The following is a 21,582-nucleotide window of genomic DNA, read 5'->3' as shown; positions in this document are numbered from 1 at the left end:
GGTTTTATTCTATCATTTATGTAAAGTTACTACACGCATAAGTTTCATTGTACAACTGGGAGATCAAACTATGGGAAATCAATTCAAGACTCTTGCTCTATTAGCAGCTCTGAGTGGATTATTAATTGCTATTAGTTATTGGATCATAGGTGGTAGTGGTGGAATAATCCTGGGGATTGGTTTAGCAGCAATTACCAACCTATTCTCCTGGTATCAATCAGATAAAATTGCCTTAGCGGTATATAATGCTCAGCCAGTGAGTGAAGCCCAGTTACCCGGTCTTTATCGTATGGTAGCAAAATTATCAAGCCGCGCCAATATACCTATGCCTAAGTTGTATATTGTGCCTACTTATACTGCTAATGCTTTTGCTACTGGTAGAGATCCAGAACATGCAGCAGTTGCAGTGACAGAAGGAATCTTAAATATTTTACCGGAAGAGGAATTAGAAGGAGTAATTGCTCATGAGCTCACCCACATAGTTAATAGGGATACTCTAACTCAAGCTGTAGCTGCTACGGTTGCTGGTGCAATTTCCTTGCTGGCACAAATGTTGAGTTATAGTCTTTGGTTTGGCGGTGGTTCAAGGGACAACAACAGGGGAGGAAATCCCTTGGGAGTGTTATTGACAGTTATGTTGGCACCCCTAGCAGCAACAATTATACAGTTGGCAATTTCTCGCACCAGAGAATTTTCCGCTGATGCTGGTGCTGCTAAAATAACAGGAAATCCCAGAGCTCTAGCTCGAGCTTTACAAACATTAGAAGCAAATGCTAGAGAAACACCTTTGGATGCTAATCCAGCTTTTGAGCCATTATTAATTATCAGTCCTATTTCTGGACAGTTTTTGGCTAATTTATTCTCTAGTCATCCATCAACCCAGTCCCGTGTGCAAGCGCTGTTACAATTAGAGAATTAATTTTCTCATAAATTTTTAAGAAACTCTAAAGCGCAGATACAACCTCTGTGGACTTAGCATAGAGGTTGTCAACAGCATACTTAACAACTAATGACTCTTCTGTTGCATGACAAGAAGTTTTGAAGATTCGGGTTTTGACCGTATCTTTGATAAGTTTGGCTTGAAGAGTATATAAACAACCAGCAGAATTTTCATAACTTAGTTCTGCTAACACTGTATTATTGTCCATACTCTGTTCTAACACTCTTCCTGACACCTTGTTATTAAACCAATCCCATCCCTGAATATAAATTATTTCCCTCTCTAAAACCTGTAATGCTGGTGGTAGAAGACCCCACCCACGATAGACCCTATCTAGAATTTTAATGTCTCCAGCACGACATAAAATCGCTTCCAAGGACTGTTGATCCAATAGTCCATAGTATCTAGCTTCCGGTAAATCTATAGCTGTAGGGGCGAAACGATGTCCACCAATATGACTAGATCTCCAAATTCTCACTTCCTCTAATTGCAATTCCATAATTGTCTTCTGGGCGTGAAAATAAAAGGGGTTGCCATACCTAGCACAACATTGGTCATGACTGCCATGGGTACAGATAAGAATATCCCTAGTAAATTTATTTTGTATTTCGTAATCACTGTTTTTACCCGCCAACCATTTTCTTATTTCTCCCTCTACTAAATCAATATTCGGCAACTTAAATTCTCGCTTAATATAACTTTTTGTTAAACCCTGGGGTTTATGATAGATCAGCAATGTGGTTTCTTGATTTTTATGGGAATCTTCCTTGGCAATCAATAAAAATCTAACTGGTAGTTTCTTACTTTGTAACTCTCTGTTTAGCAATTGCAGGTTACTAGGCACCCATTTGGAGCCAAATGCTTCTGATATCCAAGGAGGTGGACACTCTACCAAAACATAAGTTTGGTAGTTGGTTGCGCTACCAATTATTTCTTCTCCTATTTGTCGTGAGTAGTCCGAGCAAAAAAAATTTTTCATGTTACCTTTAGCAATTATTTTTTAAGTTAGTCATGGGAGAAATTGTGTTGACAACTACTATTTTTGCGAATCATGGCAATTTCCATAAACTTGGTAAATTGACCACCAAAATTAACAATCTCCCACTCATAATCCATTCTATATGCTCCCCCTGATTTTACATCTTTAATATTGAAAAAATATATTTTTTAAACATATTTAAAAACTCTCTTAATAACCTCTAAATCTAGCACTGAATTGTGCCTGGTCTAGACATAATTAGTCGTGATCCGTATATTTTACTTGTAGTCGGTAGTAGCTTCTTACTCATAAACCATGGGTGATCCCTTAATTGAGAAGAATTCCTAATTGTTGACATAGAGTCGTAGCATTGGTCACAAGGGGTGGGAACTGTGGCAATTAATTGTTGAATATAACAGAATAATAGTCAAAAGGCAAGAGTTGAGATTTGTCATATTTTTAATAATTTTTCTCAATACTTATAGTCAATGGAATTGAAAATTTCCGATTATTCCGATTATTATGTAATCATAGGAGTTAAAAACGTATGACATTAATATTGGCGCTAGACTTCGGGGGAACTAAATTGGCCGCAGGCACTGTAGAAGCAGGCTCAAGAGAATGGTTACGCCGTGAAAGTCAGTTATCACCAAAAAATGGGGACGCATTAAATGACCTAGAAATCATGCGATCGCTCATCAGTGCTGTACTAGACAATCGTAGAGCGGATGCCATAGGAGTTAGTTTTGGTGGACCAGTGGATGCACAAACGGGAATAGTCAGACTTTCCCATCATGTACCTGGTTGGGAAAATATTCCGTTAAAACTACTATTAGAAGAGGAATATAAAGCTCCAGTTAGTATAGACAATGATGCGAATGTTGCTGCCATAGGAGAGCACCGCTTTGGTTCTGGACAGGGATACGACAGCTTGTTTTACATTACCATAAGTACAGGAGTAGGCGGAGGATGGATTTTAAATAATCAACTTTGGCAAGGCACGGGAGGGATGGCGGGAGAAATTGGTCATATAGTAGTAGATCCTAGAGGTCCAGTATGTTTATGTGGTAAAAGAGGGTGTGTAGAGCGTTTTGCATCGGGTCCTTACATTGCGCAAAATGCCAGAGAATTATTAGAAAAAGTAGCACAACAATCGACCAGTTCTGGTGAGAATGTCCAGGGAGATATACTACGACAGTTAGTAGATAATAATGTAGATTTAATCACTGGGCAAATAGTCAGTTTAGCAGCATCAAATGGAGATGAGTTAGCAAAATCAGTGTTATATACAGCAGCTTGGGCTTTAGGAGTAGGTATTGGCAATGTAGCTAACTTGATGAATCCCCAGAGATTTATCTTAGGTGGTGGGGTAACAAAAGCAGGTGATAGTTTTTGGAGCATTGTGAGAAAAACAGCCCATCAAACTGCTTTACCAGAAGTGAATTTCGAGATAGTGCGAGCGGTTTTAGGAGATGATGCACCATTGTGGGGAGCAGTAGCTTTGGGTTTAGATATTAGCTATTCTGGATACAGAATCTGATTAAATGAGATATTATTAAGTTATAGTATATAGATTACAAATCAACAGAAATTGTGTAAATCCTGAACAAGTCTACAAATTCCACAATGATTCCACAGGATAAACATGACCATTCCTTTACTAAAATATTCTCCATCCAGTCAAAACCAAAGAGTGAAAAGTTTTGAAATTCCTGGAGATGAAAATCCGCCAGTTTACACCATGGAAGGGACTCCTTCTATCTCAGAGGTTAATGAGTTAATTTGGGCTGCTTATCGGCAAATTTTTAATGAGCAGCAAATTTTGAGGAGTAATCGTCAGTTAACTCTGGAGTCTCAATTAAAACATAACAGCATTAGCGTCAGAGATTTTATTAGAGGACTATTGTTGTCGGAGACCTTTCGTGTACGGAACTATGACACGAACAATAATTATCGATTCGTAGAAATGTGTATCCAGAGAGTGCTGGGAAGAAACGTCTACGGTAAACAAGAAACCATGGCTTGGTCGATAATTTTGGGAACAAAAGGAAGACAAGGTTTCATTGATGCACTGCTCAATAGTGAGGAATATGAAAGTAATTTTGGTGATTATACAGTTCCCTATCATCGGCGAAGAGTAATTGCCCAACATAGTATGGGAGAATTACCTTTTAGCCAATTTCCCCGTTATGATCAGTATTATCGTCAACAACTAGAGAATTTGGGTTATTTCCAAAATAAAGCGCCTCTAAGCTATCTATGGAAATGGCAACAACCTCCTTACCATCCAATTTATCTAGTCTTATCATCAGGCTTTGGAATATTAGGAAATCTGTTGATTTTAGCTGGGACAATTTATGTGATTCTCACTTATTATGGTCTAGTTAATTTTTAAATACATAACTTAGCCAGAATTCTATTGGGTTTCAGGATTTTGGCTAAGGTATTGAGGAAATGGGGATTTTTATCAAGCACTAACCCACCATTTCCTGTTCCTCACGCCATAATTGATATAACCGATTGGCTGGAATTGTTAAATATAAAATATCCCCTGCACTTAAATTAGTTTCTAACAAATCCCAACCATGTAGGGTTTGATGATTGGTTTCTACATATAAAGGCACAAAATCCGCATATCTAGCTACGTCCTTTACCCACTGACCACAAAAGGGGTGATTAGGACTAATCAATGTTGCAAAGGCTACCCATAAGTTATCACCTATAATACCATTGCCAATAATTCTTCCTCCCAATGCAGCAGCAGCAAATGCTGGCGCTGCTAATTCTGCAGGACTTAATACTGCTTCAAAACCAAATACTTGTTTGGCCATTCCCGCAAAATCAGGGTCAGCATAATTCACCACTACGGGAATTTTGGGGGCTAAACCTTTAGCTTTTAAGGCAATTTCTAAATTGATTGCATCGTTGTTAGTTACTGCTAAAACTGCATTTGCTGTATCTATATTACTAATTTGTAAGGTTGTCCGAAAACTGGCATCCGCTAATATCACCGGAATGCCCATTCCCCTAGCTGTGCTTACATATTTATTATGAGTATCAGTTTCAATTACTACTACTTCATTACCACTAGCATTTAATTGCTGCACAATTTTAATCCCAATCCCACTTAAACCACAAACAATATAATGGTGTCTTTGAGGAATTCTCGCTGCATCCCAAAATTGTTTCAGACGACTTCCTAAGACGAAATCTGTTAACATGGCATACCAAAGACCAAATACCACTGCTCCTGCTAACATCATAACAATTGTGAATACTTTAATGCTGTTTGGTGCTGCTTCCACAACTTTATCATTACCACCCGCACCTGTAATCATCCCCACAGCAAAATATAATGCATCCACAAATGAAATATTTAATTTGGCATATACATAAGTAAGTGTGGCAATTAAAATAATTATAAATAATACTATTGCCATGGCAATTACTGATTGGGCATGCTTCTGAAAATGCCTAATACTGGTGAGGATTTTAATTATTTTCCTAGCCCATGATTTGCGTGTGTAACTGACCCGTGGTTGGATACCAATAATCAGGCGATCGCCTATTTTTAAACGTTGTTCTGATAATACTGCGGATACCAAATTCATTTTTCCCGTGGTAGGTAAATAATAAATCAGCATTCGTGTTTTTTCTTCCCATAGGTCACTGATTTTTTTTCCTTGCCATGGATGATTGTCATCAATATATTCCTCATGAATTGGCCAGGTTTGATCAAATAATTTAATTTCTCCTACAGCTTTATTTCCTAAAGCAGCAAAGGTAAATACGGGTGCTGCTAGACCCACAACACTCATACTCAGATGATCTATCAGGGCATGATCTAAACGTTCTCCTAAATTAGTATTATAAAATCGGTTAATAATGCGAATATTAGGATTTAGTACCCGAGCTTGCATCATAACTGATAAATTTATACCATCATCAGCTGTGGCAATTACTAGAGTATGTGCCTGTTCAACTCCTGCTGTTTGTAGGGTAGAAGCTGCACATAGCTCTCCAATAATCACATCTCCTGTAGTTTCCCCTGCAATGGGTCTACGATGAATACCAACAACTAGGGCGCCCTGTTGTCTCAGTAGACGAAAGATCTTATAACCAGTTCGACCTAATCCACAAACAATAATTCGAGGTTTCATGAAATATCAGCACAATTGTCACTAATACTCTGTATTTATTTGTATTTATAATTGATTTCTCCCAATATAACTGTATGTTTACATACAGTATAGAATACTGAGAGATTATAGTATGATGAAGGTCTTTTACAATAGACCCATTGTTCATAAACGAATTAATAACCAAAAGTATCCTCAGCTATGGGAAAAGCATAGTTAGAGAATAGGGAGTAATGATTAATTTCATTATTGGTTTCTTGGTCGAGCACATGAATAACCTGATTATGAATTTGTTCTGCTTGTTCAGGGGAATTGCCAATACTAGTTAAACCTAGTTTGCCAAACTGAGAAATACAACCCATCAGATGAAATACAGTTCCCGTTTCTGTTCCACTCTCAAAATGTAATCGGTGATGGGCAATAATATCCATTAAGTCACTGGGTAAGAGTCCGCGATAGGAGTCTTTTTGTAAATTGTCCGTAGCAACATAATATTTAGGTTTTCCCTGTTGACTGTAAAATAGCCCAGTGGATAAATCATAGCTCCCATTGGTTAATAACTTTAAAGTCATAAAGGGGTGAGTAGTACCGCCTTTACGTAAATTAATTTCAATAGCTTGGATATCCCATTTGCCATTACCTTGATCCACTACTACAAAATCCACACCAAATCTTTCCAATGCTCCTTTTTCTGCCAGTTTTTTGCCTACAGCTAAACCAATATCTTGTAATTCTACTCTATAATTCTCATTAGCTGGAAACCGACACCCCAGATAAATTTGTCCATCCGGACCACCGAGAATTTGATCATGGGTGGAAAGTATTTCTACCGTCCCATCGGGGGTGATTCTTCCCTGCACACTGGGGGAATATTTGATTTCACCTTCTATAAATGATTCGGCGATCGCCCCTAGTTCTAAAATCAGTTGAGAAAAGGTTTTCCAATTTTCTTTTTGGGCTTGAAAACGTAGATTGACAAAACTTTTTTCGATGGCTTGTGATCTTTCAACATGGTTGGTTTTTCCTGGAGCGAAATCCGTTAGAGGAAGCAAATTCAAGATGGCATTTCCCTCTCCAGATATACCCTGATTTAGTTTGATGACTATTTTTTTTAAATGTGGTTGACGTTCCCACAAATTAGCCGCTTCTCTAGCCAAGTCTTTTGCATTCCAAACCAATTTACTACCATCTGGATGAGGTACGCCAGTTTGGGCAAAAATTTCCCGACTACCACTTTTTGTTCCCCAAATCTGTAAATCTGGCGCAGCAGCATACAGAGGTATATTCAATTTTAGGGATAACTTTGCTTCCCAAAATGTGGAATTGTAACAACTTATAAAAGCTTTATCTATATGTAATGCTTGGCGTATTCTTTCTATCAGTCTGGGGCGTTCTAAGATTTTTTGACTCAGAGGTTTTAAAGAAGAATCGTAGGTAGAAAGCATTAATAGACGATGGCGGGCATGGGAAAAAGGAATTCCCGGTAGCAATTGTAAATAATAGTCAATAATGCTAGGATGTATGGGCATTGATGTGACATAAATTAATCTATTTCGGGGGTTGCGCAAACGAATGAGAGAAAATAGTAATCTTTCCTCATAATGCTCACAACCCTGAATCTTTTCTAGTTCTCGCTGATCAATACTCAAGGAAGGGATAATTAAAATATCCGTCTCACTATTATCAAATATCTCACTCGCTTTCCAACGCTCCCCCAAGGTTGATTGTAACCTACGAAATTGTCCAATTTCTGCTAATTGACCAGTATTTTGTGATATGTCTTCCCCAGTCATATTTTTTCTCCTTAGAATATACTAGTTAATATATATCCTAAGGAAGACTCCTTTGGTTAATTTTGTCTGTATATTTTTGTAAATTTTTTTAGACATAAGTACGTGGGTGTAATTAAATATAAGATAAACGTAGGATGGGTTGAAGTATGAAACCCATCCTACAAATAATTGTGTCTCCCCACTTAAATTGATTGAGAAAAGTCAATTATTAAATCAGTTATCAGTATATTGAATTAGCTATGCCCAATAGATATCTAATCTATATCTGAAGAGTGATAAAATCAGGTTTTTTTTACTTCCGATGCACGATAAATAACCAAGAATTAACAGTTAAATTAAGAGCAGATGAACAGGGTCAAGCCTTCATGATCACTGATTATCTAATGGTTACTAATAATTGGATTAAGAGCCTATGAATGGATGAAAAAGGTTACGCTCATTTATGGACAAATATGTTACTAACTGGGTGTGCCAATATCCAAATGTTAAGTCTCAAGTTGTTAACAGCTCGCGGGAACGAAAGCAGAAAATAAATTTCTCAAAATGAGTTTTTAAAAACTTTTTTTGAGAAATTTACCTATAGATACTTAAAACCTATTTCATGTTAATTAAATGGTGTCGTCCCCTGAAGCAGAAAAGTTCTCCCAGGAACGCAGGGCCCGCAATTGGGGGGTTTTCTTTAATTGATGGGCTTCCATCCTAGTAAGCACATCATCTAAGATGGTGACAGCTTGGGTAATAAATGGTCCCTTATTCAACATAACACATTCAGCTCTTTCGGCCATAGCTGCATCTGTCATTTCTCCACGAGATGGGGCACCTTCCTTGACTAAACTCTCTAATACCTGAGTTGCCCAAATCACTGGAACGTGCGCAGCTTCACACAACCACAGAATTTCTTCTTGTATCTCTGCTAATCTTTGATAGCCAATTTCTACCGCTAGATCCCCCCTAGCAATCATTACTCCAAAGGGGTGTTTCCCCGCTGCATGAACAATTAGTTCGGGTAGGTTAGTAACTGCTACAGCGGTTTCAATCTTGGCAATAATCGCTGGATGTTCTCCCTGCAAGCATCTTTGCGCCAGTTCGCTTTGTAATAGTTGGATATCTGTTGTTTGTTGGACAAAGGAATAACCAATAATGTCCGCATGGGTAGCTAGGAAGTCTAAATCAGTTAGATCCTTTGGTGTGAGCGGAATTAGGGGTAATACTATGTTGGGAAAATTTAGTCCCTTTTCTGGAGATAGCTTCACTCCCTTGGGTTTAGCATGGGTCACCTCCAATAAAAACCCAGAACTACCATCTGGTAAAGGATAATCTTGATCAACTACCCGAGTACGTAATTTACCATCGTCAATATAAACTAAGGTGCCCACTGTTAGTAAGTCCAGAATTTCTGGTACTGTACAACTAATGTGAATATTATCTATAGGATCTGCGATCGTTTGGTTAGATAAACTACGACACAAAACAATTAAATCTCCTCGGAAGACGCGATTTTTACCTGCAGGGGCTAAAACTATTTCGGTGCGAATTTTTGGACCACCTAAATCCATCATCACTGTACATTGAGATGAAAGTTCTTGTTCAGCTTGACGAATGTTCTGAATCATCTTTTCCCAAATACTAGGATTGTCATGGGCGCAGTTTATTCTTAAACAAGTTGCACCTCGCTCAATTATCTCCCGCACCATTTCATATTCACTAGCAGCTTCTGTGGGTAGGGTGACCATAATTCTCACCCGACGATGGGGTAACGCTGGACCAAATAAGCACTCTGTCTGTTCTCTTAACCTATTCTCTCCCTCAAAAAAAGATGTGAGAACAGGACGAGTAACAGGAGCAGGAATGGGAACTTCGCAAATTAATGCTAGAGTAGCAATAACCGCATCTAGATTAGCCATCACCCTTGCTTCTATACGACCCAAAGAAGATAAACCCCAAGGCATAAGAGCAGCTTGCAAAGGACGCAGGTCGTGTCTCCGCAGGGCTAAATACTGGGCTAGGTTGAGGGCGCTAGGGAGAAATTGGGAACGCTGGATGTGCGATCGCCATTGGTCAAAAATAGCTTTCCCATCTCTTTCTACTGCTTCTCGAAGGTTGAGCAAGCTATCTAATAAGATGGGTGGACTTGAGAGATCTGTAATATTCATGATCCTGGTTCACCTGAAGCAGTTCGCTACCGTAACCAATGATAATCTGGTTTTGTACAAACCGCTTTATCTTCATCCATTGGACACTATGGCACTCAACTTATATCTGCTACGGCATGGCGAAACAAATTTTAGTCAAAGTGGCAATTTCTGTGGTGAAACGGATGCACAATTGACACCGGAAGGAAACCAGATGGCTCATAGTTTTGCTGATACTTATAAAAATTTATGTTGGGAAGCTGTTTATGTGAGTCCTATGAAACGAACCATTGCTACAGCTCAACCTTTTTGTGATGCAACTGGTCTAAATATGCAGTTAAGAACTGGTATCCGAGAAGGTAGTTATGGAGAATGGGAAACCAAAAGCAAGTCCTTTGTTCAGGAAAATTATACTGAAAACTATATTAAATGGTTGACGGAGTCCGCATGGAATGCACCTCAAGGAGGAGAAACAGCTGTAGAAATTGCTAACCGGTCTATTCCCGTAATTAGGGAAATTAAGGAAAAACACCATCAGGGTAATGTTTTGCTGATCTCCCATAAGGCTACCATTCGAATTATACTTTGCAGTCTACTGGGAATTGATTTAGGATGCTACAGATATCGTATTAATATTTTGGTAGCATCACTTAGCATGGTTAGGTTTGATGTTAATGGTCCTATGTTAGAAATCTTGGGCGATCGCAATCATATACCAGAACATCTCCGTCTCCGTCCGGGAACCTAATGGAGCAGAAGATTGGTATGAAGATTATGATGCTGCTCCCTTTTTATGCTTTACTTCTACCACCATATGTACGTTACCACGAGGATTAAAATCAGCTTTTACAGTCATTTCTAAGGGTGCACAGGCAATAACCAGATCATCTAATATTTGATTGGTCACTTCCTCGTGGGAAATGTACTTGTCCCGGTAGCTGTTAATATATAACTTTAACGCTTTTAACTCTACTACTCTTTGGTCTGGTATGTAGGCAATATGAATCGTGGCAAAGTCGGGATAACCGGAAAAAGGACATTTACAGGTAAATTCAGGTAAGGTAATATCAATTGTGTATTCCCTACCTACGCGAGGATTGGGAAAGGTAATTAGTTTGCCCTCTTCGATTTCTCGCTCACCATATTTTACTTCTTTAACAGGATTTTCACTTGGTAGAATGTTGCTCACGGAATGACTCATAATTATTGGGACTCACTAAAAAGCACATATAAATCATAATGTTTTATGATACAAAAAAATTTCTATCCCCCCAGTCGGGACACTTTTCCCCATCCCAACCATAGGGATGAATGGCACAAACCAGTAGGTTCCCACCATATACTTCTCCATGATAATTACTACAACCCACACATGCAGGATTTTCCAGTGAATCAGCTTCCACCTCATATGGGAGGTTAGGATCTTCCAGATCCCAATAGAACCCCACCAGCGGTTCTAACAACTCACTTAAACACGTACCTGCACTCCCAACCTGTTCGCCAATTTCCTCGGTTAAATCGAAAAGAGTATCCACTATCTCATCGATTTCCTCGAATAGTCTTTCTGCTTCACCAGATACGGTTAAAACAATATCAAGTAATTCTTCTTGCCACCATGTCATAGGTTTTCATGCAATAGCTAAACCAAATTGCATCTTTATTATCACTTGTCTTTCTCTTCCACCTCTTCCACATCCACTATTTCTATCAAACGAGGTTCTGCGGGGGTGGTTTTATCTGAGTCTGGTGCTGTACCCCGAGACTGCTGAGCCTGTTGGATCATCTCCTCCACAAAACGGCGAGCTTCCTCCGTGGTCATCTGTCCCTTTGCTTCCATTTCCTCCGCTAATTTTTCAATTTGCGATCGCATTTGGTTGAGGGTTTCACCACCTCTTTCGCCAGCATAAGCCGCTAGACCTACACCTAGGTAAAAAGCTTTTTCTACAAGTTTTCCAAAAGCGGGCATTGCCGTAAAGCACTCCTAAAAATGGGGGAACCCGGAGACTACGCCTACCACAAGCATCCCGTATTGCTGCTACCTTCCGGTCCTGACAAGGTTTAGGCGTTGAGATCGCATAGATCCAGGTCTGAATTTATAATAACACGAAATTTCTAAAATGGTCAACTATTCTAAAACAATTTTCCACTCGTGCAGTTGGTAATTAACACAACCGTTAATTACCAAAGGATCTGCGCTAACAATTGCCTGGGCTTCTTCCATAGAATCTGCCTCAAATAACATCATCCCTCCACCTTTTCTCGCCCAGTAACCAGTTTTAGCTTTATGTCCTTTGTCTATTAGTGCTTTTACGTATTCTTTATGGGCTGGCACATACTGATCAAAGGTGGCTTTATCCACTAGGCCTGCTTCTATTTTGACAAACCAAGGCATATTCACTAAGCATTTACAACTGACTACACAATACCATGAATTGACTGTTTCCGCTGTTAATAATTCTTAACATTAGGTGGTTGCCAATTTTTTATAGAACAAATATACTAATAAGGTAGTGGAACCTTCCAGCTGTAGGGTGGGATTGGTTACCCGGTTCATTGTGTTGATCAATTAAGTAGGAGGCAAATTATGACGAACATTGATTCACTATTATCTAGTCATCAAGCATTATTAGAAGAACATGCTAAGCAGATTGGATACCAAATCGTAAATATACGCCAGATTGTAGATAAGCGAATGAAGGAGATTCATGATGGAGAAGATCATTTACTAGAAGCCCAGTGTGTCGGGTTAAATAGGATAATTGATACTTTACGGACTGATGCTAGATGTATATTATTTACAGAGGGATTTAAAAATTTTCTAGGCAAACTTGATCACATAGAGTATAGTTGGGACGTGGATTATATAGATATAATTAGAACGGATCCAAGTAATTGGATGTTGGCAAATTTTAAATTGCCCATAGGTTTAATGGATTACAAGGTTATAGAGTGTACGAATGCCTATGATGATGAAGAATTTTATACCGGGTATGAGCATGTAGTGTCATTAGAGATAGACGGAGAAAAAAGTCCCTTAATATTAAATTACAGTCGCGACCGTGATCAGTATATCGAAGAATGTTCTCTGGCAGAAATCGTACAAGAATACGGAGACTGTGATTTTGAAAGGATCTTGGAAAGTATTACCGAAAAAGAGGAAGAAATTCAACAGTTAGGTCGGGAGATTGCCATACTGGTAGTCTATTCAATCAGTTTGTTTACACTAAAACCATCCGTGTCAGTGTTTGAATATAATTCATCAATTCCGGAAAAGTACTTATCCTGGTTTGCGCCTCCCAAGATATCTGATAACTGTTAAGTTATAGATTTACGGTTGCCATTTTTCAACTATATCCATACAAGTAAAACTATGACTAGTATAGACAAAATACTGTTAAAATACAAAGTATTAGTCGAAACCCATGCTAATCGATTTCGTCCTCAACTTGATGCTTTATACCATTTCGTAGATGAGTCCATGAAAGAGATTCAAAATACTGAAAGAGAAATATTAGAATCACAGAATGTAGAGCTGAAGAAGATAATTGATGCTTTGCAGGTTGATCCTCGTATTTTGTTATCGACGGACGAATTTAAGCAGTTTGTAGAGATCCTAGGAATAGCCGAGTGTTGGTGGGAGTGGGAAGAATTAGAGGATCTACCTGCTATTGACAAAGATCCTACCAATTGGTTACTGGCAAAATTACAACTGCCTTTAATTATTAGGGATTATCAAGAATTTGAGGATCCTTATGCCTATGATGACACAAGCACATATACCTTGTATGGATATAAAATTTCCCTAAAACTAGGAAATAGAATATGTACTATGGAGGTAGAGCGTAGGCGTGTTTATGAAAACAGATGCAAAGAGTTTTCTCCGGAGAAGCAGATTGCCTACTACATCTTATCTCCCATTAGGGATCTATTAAGAAGTATGAATTACTCAGAACAAGAAATAGACCAGCTAGGGGGAGAGATGGGCATATTAGTTTTTTATGTGGCCAAGCTTTTTGAGTTAAAACCTACAGTGTCAGTATTTGAATACAATTCAATGAAAAGAATTTATTAGGAAATAAACAGATGGAATTATATTTTAGTACTTCTGCCTATGGTGGAACATCAACCCGTCAAGTTTTGACCATGTTCTGGGAATTAGGAATCAAGGAGGTAGAACTAGCAATTGGTCCACGCTGTGATCGGGATGCAGTCAAAGCGATTACAGAATTTCAGCAAAAAGGCATGACTTATAGGGCTCATCATGCCTTTGTGTGGGGAGAAACTCACAAAAGCTTCAACCTAGCGGAACCCCAGGAATGGAGCTATTTTGAGCGCATGATGGACTGGTTAGGAGATTTAAAAGTAACAGCGTATTCTGTTCATGGAGGAGATTTTCATAGAGGTCAAGAGAGAGAAAAAGCCTATGGGCAGTTTAAAGAAAATGTTCAAAATTTACAACAAATCTGTGAAAAGCGGGGAATTGTCCTGGGGGTAGAGACCATGTATCCCACACCTCCTAATAGTTGGAATTACTATCTGTTGGATAACAGTTGGGAATTGACCCGATTTTGTGAGGAGCTACCTGAGATGAAAATCGTAGTTGATTTAGCACATGTTAATATTTGGCGTAATCAGAGCTTGTCAGAAAAACTAGAGTGGCTAAAACTTCCATCAGAGAGGATTTTGGAGATTCATATATCTGATAACGATGGCAAAAGAGATATACATTCACCAATTACAGACAGCACCTGGTGGGTTCCATACGCAGCACAGATTCCTAGAGCAATCCCCATCGTAATAGAGAGTAGATTAAATAGGTTTCCCCCATCAATTGTCAAAGAACAGTACTTGTACACCCACAACCTGCTCAACCACAGTCCATCAACTTCCCTCGTCTCCAGGTAAACTGGTGGAATTGATTGATAAACATTAGTAAAACCATGACTGCGTTTTTATTAGAAGTTGGCACAGAAGAACTACCAGCAAGCTTTTTGAGTAGCGCGATTACACAATGGCGATCGCGCATTCCCCAAATGCTGGAAGCTCATGGTCTCCCCATAGAAAAAGTAGCGGTTTTTGGTACCCCTCGTAGATTAGCAGTGCTGATCACCGGGTTACCATCCCAGCAACTGGATCGGGAAGAAGAAATTAAGGGACCACCTGCCCAAGCAGCATTTAAAGATGGTAAACCAACCAAAGCAGCAGAAGGATTCGCTAAAAAGCAAGGGGTAGAATTATCTGCTTTAGAGGTTCGTTCTACAGATAAGGGGGATTTTATCTTTGTCAATAAAAAGACCCCAGGGAGACCCATAACAGAAATTTTGACCGAACTAGTTCCCCAATGGGTTTGGAGCTTAGAAGGAAAGCGGTTAATGCGCTGGGGGAGTGGGGATGGGAGGTTTTCTCGTCCTATTCGCTGGTTAGTTGCTTTATTGGATGGGGATGTTTTACCCTTAGAATTAAGAAATGGGGAAAAAATAGTTAAGAGCGATCGCATTTCCTGGGTACATAGGGTTTTACATCGGGAAAGGGTGAGTATTTCCCATGCGACAGAATATGTGGAAACATTGGCCAATGGTTATGTGATAGTTTGTCCAGAGGATCGGGAGAAAATAATTGTAGAGCAGGTGAATAGAGCTGTAGAAGAGTTGGGTGGTTGTACAGAAATCTATCCAGAGTTGTTGGCAGAAACTACCAATTTAGTAGAATATCCCACAGCGGTGGTGGGTAGATTTGAAGATGAATTTCTCCAATTACCAACAGAAGTATCCACCACTGTCATGGTTACCCACCAGCGTTACTTCCCAGTTTTTAAAAACCGGGATGGAAGAGAACTACTACCAAACTTTGTCACCATATCCAATGGGGATCCAGCAAAATCAGATATTATTGCACTAGGTAATGAAAGAGTAATTCGAGCGCGGTTAGCGGATGGGAGATTTTTCTATGAAGCGGATTTAGCCAAGTCTCTAGAAGAGTTTTTACCCCAATTAGAAACAGTTACATTTCAAGAAGATCTAGGTTCCGTGCGAGCCAAAGTCACAAGAATCGGGAATATAGCCCAGGTGATTTGTCAACAATTGGGATTAGGAGAAACTGAAACCGAGAGAGTGCAAAGAGCTGCTCTATTGTGCAAAGCGGATTTAGTCACCCAAATGGTATATGAATTTCCCGAATTACAAGGTATCATGGGTGAAAAATATGCCCTAGCTAGTAGAGAGGATGAGGAAGTAGCTAAAGCCATTTTTGAGCATTATCTACCCAGAAATGCTGATGACATTTTGCCCACCACCCTCACAGGGAAAATCGTGGGCTTAGCTGATAGACTAGATACCCTAATTAGCATCTTTGGTTTAGGTTTAATTCCCTCTGGTTCCTCCGATCCCTTTGCCTTACGTCGGGCCGCCAATGCCATTGTGAATATTACCTGGGTTGCTAACCTACCAATAAATTTGGAGTATTTATTAGAGTACACAGCAACTTCCTTTGCTCACACTTTCCATAAAGATGCTCAATCTTTAATATCCATCCTGCGAGAATTTTTCATCCAACGTATTCGCACCCTACTCCAAGAAGAAAAACACATAGATTACGATCTAGTTAACGCCGTGTTAGGAGAACAGGATCCGGAATATATAGAACGCGCACTACAGGATCTACTAGACATTCGCGATCGCGCCACCTATCTACAACAAATCCGCCATAATGGCACCCTAGAGAAAATCTATGAAACCATCAATCGTTCCACTAGGTTAGCAGCACAGGGGGATTTAGACTTGCAACAGTTAATCCCGGATGAATTAATTAATCCCACATTGTTTCAAAAATCATCCGAGACTGCCCTTTATCAAGCCCTAGTAGCATTAGTGCCCCAGACCCAACTTGCACAACAAACGCGCAACTATCAGTTACTAATAGCCGCCCTGGAAAAAATTGCCCCCACGGTCAGCCAATTCTTTGACGGAGAAGATAGTGTGCTAGTTATGGATCCAGACCCACACATTAAACGCAATCGGTTGAATTTACTAGGTCTACTACGTAACCACGGTCGAATCTTAGCAGATTTTGGAGCCATCGTCAAAAACTTGTAGCCAAAATTAACAAAAACCAGTGTAATTTTTGCCAATTAACGCTAAGATGGGGGAGCTTAACCAGGGATGCTGCACAGTCTATGCCAAAAGCCATTGTAATGGGATTAGGAAAGTCCGGTATTGCTGCGGCGAGATTGTTGAAACAGGAAGGATGGGAGGTAGAAATTTGGGACAGTAATACCTCCCCATTTCTCCTGGAACAACAACAAAAACTTGCCCAGGAACAAATCACTGTCAAATTAGGAAATAACCCAGAATTAAAAGAGAGCCAGTTACCAAAATTAATCGTAGTTAGTCCAGGAGTTCCATGGGATATTCCTCTGCTGGTTAAAGCACGAGAAATGGGAATAGAAACCATGGGAGAAATGGAACTAGCATGGAGACAACTGCAAAATATTCCCTGGGTGGGAATTACTGGTACCAATGGTAAAACCACCACTACAGCGTTAACTGCGGCTATTTTTCAAGCAGCTGGTCTTCATGCTCCTGCTTGTGGTAACATTGGTTATGCTGTAGCGGAAGTAGCTCTAGAAGTGGCTTTAGGCGCAAAACCACCAGACTGGGTCATAGGTGAACTCAGTAGTTACCAAATAGAATCTTCCTGGAGTCTTTTTCCTCACATAGGAATTTGGACGACTTTTACACCAGACCATTTAGCTCGTCACAAAACTCTAGAAAACTACTATGATATTAAAGCCAAACTCCTGAGAAACTCCCGCTTACAAATTATTAATGGTGACGACGCTTACTTGAGTAAAGTTGGGTTACAATGTTGGACTCATGCTTACTGGACAAGTGTCAAAGGACTAGGTCATTTAATAGGGGGAAAAGGGTTTTATATAGAAAATGGCTGGGTAACGGAAAAACTATCCTCTGATTCTGAACCTCAACCAATAGTAGCAGTCACAGATCTAAAAATGGTGGGGGAACACAATCAGCAAAACCTACTTATGTCAGTGGGAGCAGCAAGATTAGCTGGAATAGAAATTGCTGCTATCAACCATGGAGTCCAACAATTTCCCGGGGTTCCCCACCGCTTACAACATGTTTGTACCTGGGAAGGAATTCAATTCATCAATGATAGTAAAGCGACAAACTACGATGCAGCTGAAGTAGGTTTAAAATCGGTAAAAAGTCCGGCAATTTTAATAGCTGGTGGTGAAGCAAAAGCAGGGGACGACACAGGTTGGTTGAAGAGAATTCAAGAGAAAACCGCAGCGGTATTATTAATTGGTAGTGCTGCTGAAACTTTTAGTAAAAGGTTAGAAACTGTAGGGTATGGTAACTTTGAAATTGTGGAGACTATGGAAAAAGCCATTCCCAGAGCTGCACAATTGGCCAAACAGTACCAAGCCACCACGATTTTATTATCACCAGCTTGTGCCAGTTTTGATCAGTATGCCAACTTTGAAGTTAGGGGTGAGCATTTTCAGCAATTATCCTTAGAATGGACCAGATCAGCAACTACTAACAAGGATTAACAGGTTGTATTGTGCTTGCTCATCCCAAAAACAACTTATAGGCGGGGTTTTGAGTTTCCTCCCAATAGCGGTAACCTAAGGAATCCAGAAAATCCCGCCATTCTTGCATTTCACCTGGTGGTACTTGCATTCCCACCAGAATGCGCCCATAATCTGCTCCATTATTGCGGTAATGAAACAAACTGATATTCCAGTCGGGGGACATGGAACCGACAAATTTCATCAGCGCTCCTGGACGTTCAGGAAATTCAAACCGATACAATAGTTCGTGGTGAGCTAGGGAAGAGTGTCCCCCCACCATGTGACGTAGATGTAGTTTGGTCAGTTCATCATCGGTCAAATCTATGGTTTTTAAACCATGCAGTTGAAATTTCTCTACTATTTTAGCAGCATCAGCTCGATTTTCAATCTGCACACCCACAAAAATATGAGCTTCTCGATCATCTGCAATGCGATAATTAAATTCTGTTAGGTTTCTATCACCTAAACATTCACAAAATTGTTTAAGACTCCCTGGTTTTTCAGGAATATTCACTGCGAAAATTGCTTCCCGACGCTCTCCAAATTCAGCTCTCTCTGCAACGAACCGTAAACGGTCAAAATTCATGTTCGCACCACAAGCTACCGCCACTAAGGTTTTTCCTTGAAGCTGTTCCCTTTCTGCATAGCACTTAGCTGCTGCAATAGCTAATGCACCTGCAGGTTCCAAAATTGAACGAGTATCTTCAAAAACATCTTTAATGGCTGCACAGGTGGCATCCGTATCTACTAGCATAATTTCATCCACATATTCCTGACACAGACGAAAAGTTTCTTCTCCCACTTCTTTTACTGCTACCCCATCAGCAAATAAACCCACTTGGGATAAGCGCACCCTATGTCCAGCCTTTAAGGATTGATACATAGCATCAGCATCTACGGGTTCCACACCGATAATTTTGATTTCGGGACGTAGACGTTTCACATAAGCTCCTATCCCGGAAATTAACCCACCCCCACCAATAGCTACGAAAATTGCATCTATTGGTTGTTGGTATTGACGTAGTATTTCCATACCAATAGTTCCCTGACCAGCTATGACATGAGGATCGTCAAAAGGATGGATAAAAGTTAGTCCCTTTTCCGCTTCTAATTTACGAGCATAAGCATAAGCATCATCATAGGTATTTCCATATAAAATTACTTCTCCCCCACGGGATTTAACAGCATTTACTTTAACTAAGGGAGTTGTAATTGGCATAACAATCATTGCTCTTGCTCCTAAGCGATTAGCAGATAGAGCTACGCCTTGAGCATGATTACCAGCGGAAGCAGCAATAACACCCTGTTTAAGTAGGTCTTGGGGTAAGTTGGCCATTTTATTATAAGCACCCCGCAGTTTAAAGGAAAAGACTGACTGCATGTCCTCTCGCTTGAGCAGCAGTTTATTGCGAATGCGGTTTGATAGGTTGGGAGCATATTCTAGGGGTGTTTCCTGGGCTACGTCGTAGACTTTGGCTGTGAGAATTTGTACTAAGTAGTCACAATACATGTTGATAGATGCAAGATAGAGAGTTTTTTGGAGTTAGATCCTCAATTTTATCTTAAACCGCGACCCCGGATTTATCGGGGGAGCGTCAAGCTAGGACATTTTGTGAACTTTCATCTTTCAATGTTTGGGGTATGGATGCAGATAATAAAAGCATATTACTAGTCATATAAGCTAACAAGCTAGACCATAATAAATGATTACTATGAAAATACCAAGCAGCAATTACTAGTGGTATGAAACTGACTATGAAGGACAATAATACCACATTACGCAAAGTACCACCTTCTCTTAAACCAATAAAATAACCTTCTAAAACAAAAGTCATACCTGTAACTATGCAAATGGGAAGTAACCAAATAGTATATTGGTTAATATCTTGATTGACTTCTGTATGATTAGTTAATAGTCCAAATATCTGATTGGGAAATAAAATAGATGTTCCCGCAAAGCTTAATGCTATGACCAAACTAGTTAGTCCAGCAACTATCAATAAAGGTATTATTTGTTGAGTGTTACCTTTAGCTTTAAAATTAGCTGTCATAGTTTGTACTGTTAGTCCCACACCGTTAATTGTGAATTGACTTAAAAAAGCAATTTGTAACAATAAACCGTTTTGTGCTAAGACATTTGTTCCCATGATCGCACTTAAATTAGTAAATACAGAATACGCGGAAATCAATAATATATAGCGAACCAAAATATTACCCTTTAAACCCACAACTCCTTTCAATGCTAACCAATCAAATACTTCTTTAATGGCTACTGGCACAATTTTCCAAGGGATAGTGCAAACCATCCATATTAAACCCACGATTAGAGCTAAATACTGGCTTAGAGCCGTTGCTAGACCCGCTCCCATACTTGCCCAACCCCATCGAGAAATCATTAAATAATCTAACAATACATTGGAACAATTACCCACAATTGACATTAATAAGACTACCCAATTCATTTCTCTGCCCAAAAACCAACCGAATAAAACAAAATTGAGTAATACCGCAGGTGCAGCCCAAATTCGCGCAGAAAAATAATCGGCTCCAGCAGCTTCGATATCTGAAGAACCACTTAAAATAAAAAAGCCAATTTTTTGTAAAGGATATTGTAACAAAATAATAACTAAACCCAATAATAAAGCTATTAAACCACTACGCAAACCGGCTAAAATTACCTCTTTGTTGTCATCTTTACCTACAGCTTGCGCAGTAATAGCATTGGCGCTAGAACGCATAAACTTTAATATTCGATAAAGATAATCGAACAAAATAGTTGCTAAAATTACCCCTGCTAAATGTCGAATATCTGTTAGGTGTCCTAAAAAAGCAATATCTACCAAACCAGCTAAGGGAACCATCATATTGCTAAGAATGCTGACACTGCTTAATCGGTAAAATCTGACCAAGAAGTCGTACTGAGTTGGAACTGTAAATGTCATGATTTTTTTTACTACATGGGACCATTATCCATATAAAAAATAGCACAAGTTTGTAAGATTGGCT

At 39.4% G+C, this 21,582-nt stretch carries 19 protein-coding genes and 1 other RNA gene; 9 read left to right on the top strand and 11 right to left on the bottom strand.

Going from position 1 to position 21,582, the window contains the following annotated elements; all coding sequences use genetic code 11:
- Nucleotides 1-70: 70 nt before the first annotated feature.
- Nucleotides 71-919 carry a M48 family metalloprotease gene (locus tag IAR63_RS06090; RefSeq protein ID WP_187706950.1) on the top strand — a complete coding sequence of 283 codons (849 nt, stop codon included), beginning with the start codon at nt 71-73 and terminating at the stop codon, nt 917-919.
- 25 nt (nt 920-944) lie between these two features.
- Here IAR63_RS06090 and IAR63_RS06085 read toward each other — a convergent pair whose 3' ends face one another.
- Nucleotides 945-1,919: a sucrase ferredoxin gene (locus tag IAR63_RS06085; protein WP_187706949.1), complete on the bottom strand. Its 975-nt coding sequence runs from the start codon at nt 1,917-1,919 to the stop codon at nt 945-947.
- A 547-nt stretch (nt 1,920-2,466) separates the two neighbouring features.
- On the opposite strand from IAR63_RS06085, the gene IAR63_RS06080 reads away from it, so the two are divergent.
- Nucleotides 2,467-3,459, top strand: a complete 993-nt coding sequence (locus IAR63_RS06080) for an ROK family protein (RefSeq protein WP_187706948.1) — start codon at nt 2,467-2,469, stop codon at nt 3,457-3,459.
- A 105-nt stretch (nt 3,460-3,564) separates the two neighbouring features.
- On the top strand, nt 3,565-4,314 hold the full coding sequence (locus IAR63_RS06075) for a phycobilisome rod-core linker polypeptide (protein WP_187706947.1): 750 nt from the start codon (nt 3,565-3,567) through the stop codon (nt 4,312-4,314).
- Nucleotides 4,315-4,393: 79 nt separating this feature from the next.
- On the opposite strand, the gene IAR63_RS06070 is transcribed toward IAR63_RS06075, so the two are convergent.
- From IAR63_RS06070 to IAR63_RS06060, 3 genes are all read right to left on the bottom strand, one after another.
- The gene (locus IAR63_RS06070) at nt 4,394-6,079 is read right to left on the bottom strand and encodes a potassium channel family protein (protein ID WP_187706946.1); all 1,686 of its coding nucleotides are present in this window, start codon (nt 6,077-6,079) and stop codon (nt 4,394-4,396) included.
- A 155-nt stretch (nt 6,080-6,234) separates the two neighbouring features.
- Nucleotides 6,235-7,851, bottom strand: coding sequence for a peptide ligase PGM1-related protein (locus tag IAR63_RS06065; protein WP_187706945.1), 1,617 nt, complete (start codon nt 7,849-7,851; stop codon nt 6,235-6,237).
- A gap of 608 nt (nt 7,852-8,459) precedes the next feature.
- Entirely contained in the window at nt 8,460-10,004 is a 1,545-nt protein-coding gene (locus IAR63_RS06060) for a pyruvate kinase (protein ID WP_187706944.1), read from the bottom strand.
- An 88-nt stretch (nt 10,005-10,092) separates the two neighbouring features.
- Between IAR63_RS06060 and IAR63_RS06055 the strand changes: the two genes are divergently transcribed.
- Nucleotides 10,093-10,731 (top strand): histidine phosphatase family protein, encoded by a 639-nt coding sequence (locus IAR63_RS06055; RefSeq protein ID WP_187706943.1) that lies wholly within the window; start codon nt 10,093-10,095, stop codon nt 10,729-10,731.
- Between the two features lie 24 nt (nt 10,732-10,755).
- Here the strand turns inward: IAR63_RS06055 and queF are convergent, their stop codons facing one another.
- From queF to IAR63_RS06030, 5 genes are all read right to left on the bottom strand, one after another.
- The gene (gene queF / locus IAR63_RS06050) at nt 10,756-11,184 is read right to left on the bottom strand and encodes a preQ(1) synthase (protein WP_187706942.1); all 429 of its coding nucleotides are present in this window, start codon (nt 11,182-11,184) and stop codon (nt 10,756-10,758) included.
- A gap of 43 nt (nt 11,185-11,227) precedes the next feature.
- Nucleotides 11,228-11,605 carry a hypothetical protein gene (locus tag IAR63_RS06045; RefSeq protein WP_187706941.1) on the bottom strand — a complete coding sequence of 126 codons (378 nt, stop codon included), beginning with the start codon at nt 11,603-11,605 and terminating at the stop codon, nt 11,228-11,230.
- 41 nt (nt 11,606-11,646) lie between these two features.
- Nucleotides 11,647-11,949: a hypothetical protein gene (locus tag IAR63_RS06040; RefSeq protein WP_057178890.1), complete on the bottom strand. Its 303-nt coding sequence runs from the start codon at nt 11,947-11,949 to the stop codon at nt 11,647-11,649.
- Nucleotides 11,950-11,974: 25 nt separating this feature from the next.
- Nucleotides 11,975-12,071, bottom strand: an RNA gene (gene ffs / locus IAR63_RS06035) — signal recognition particle sRNA small type.
- Between the two features lie 37 nt (nt 12,072-12,108).
- Nucleotides 12,109-12,375: a YciI family protein gene (locus tag IAR63_RS06030; RefSeq protein WP_057178889.1), complete on the bottom strand. Its 267-nt coding sequence runs from the start codon at nt 12,373-12,375 to the stop codon at nt 12,109-12,111.
- A 192-nt stretch (nt 12,376-12,567) separates the two neighbouring features.
- On the opposite strand from IAR63_RS06030, the gene IAR63_RS06025 reads away from it, so the two are divergent.
- The 5 genes from IAR63_RS06025 to murD all read left to right on the top strand — a co-directional run bounded on the left by IAR63_RS06025 (nt 12,568) and on the right by murD (nt 18,555).
- Nucleotides 12,568-13,302: a hypothetical protein gene (locus IAR63_RS06025; RefSeq protein ID WP_057178888.1), complete on the top strand. Its 735-nt coding sequence runs from the start codon at nt 12,568-12,570 to the stop codon at nt 13,300-13,302.
- Between the two features lie 51 nt (nt 13,303-13,353).
- Nucleotides 13,354-14,055 (top strand): hypothetical protein, encoded by a 702-nt coding sequence (locus tag IAR63_RS06020; RefSeq protein ID WP_057178887.1) that lies wholly within the window; start codon nt 13,354-13,356, stop codon nt 14,053-14,055.
- An 11-nt stretch (nt 14,056-14,066) separates the two neighbouring features.
- Nucleotides 14,067-14,888, top strand: coding sequence for a sugar phosphate isomerase/epimerase family protein (locus IAR63_RS06015; protein ID WP_057178886.1), 822 nt, complete (start codon nt 14,067-14,069; stop codon nt 14,886-14,888).
- Nucleotides 14,889-14,923: 35 nt separating this feature from the next.
- Nucleotides 14,924-17,074, top strand: a complete 2,151-nt coding sequence (glyS, locus tag IAR63_RS06010) for a glycine--tRNA ligase subunit beta (protein WP_187706940.1) — start codon at nt 14,924-14,926, stop codon at nt 17,072-17,074.
- An 80-nt stretch (nt 17,075-17,154) separates the two neighbouring features.
- On the top strand, nt 17,155-18,555 hold the full coding sequence (gene murD, locus IAR63_RS06005) for a UDP-N-acetylmuramoyl-L-alanine--D-glutamate ligase (RefSeq protein ID WP_187706939.1): 1,401 nt from the start codon (nt 17,155-17,157) through the stop codon (nt 18,553-18,555).
- A gap of 19 nt (nt 18,556-18,574) precedes the next feature.
- Here murD and ilvA read toward each other — a convergent pair whose 3' ends face one another.
- Together ilvA and gntT are read right to left on the bottom strand one after the other, a co-directional pair.
- The gene (ilvA, locus tag IAR63_RS06000; protein WP_187706938.1) at nt 18,575-20,086 is read right to left on the bottom strand and encodes a threonine ammonia-lyase, biosynthetic; all 1,512 of its coding nucleotides are present in this window, start codon (nt 20,084-20,086) and stop codon (nt 18,575-18,577) included.
- 85 nt (nt 20,087-20,171) lie between these two features.
- Entirely contained in the window at nt 20,172-21,518 is a 1,347-nt protein-coding gene (gene gntT, locus IAR63_RS05995) for a guanitoxin biosynthesis MATE family efflux transporter GntT (RefSeq protein WP_187706937.1), read from the bottom strand.
- Between the last annotated feature and the right edge of the window lie 64 nt (nt 21,519-21,582).

The organism is Cylindrospermopsis curvispora GIHE-G1 (genome assembly GCF_014489415.1).
Classification (GTDB): domain Bacteria; phylum Cyanobacteriota; class Cyanobacteriia; order Cyanobacteriales; family Nostocaceae; genus Raphidiopsis; species Raphidiopsis curvispora_A.
Note: the sequence above shows the minus strand (reverse complement) of the source record. Positions and strands in the feature narration are given on the sequence as shown.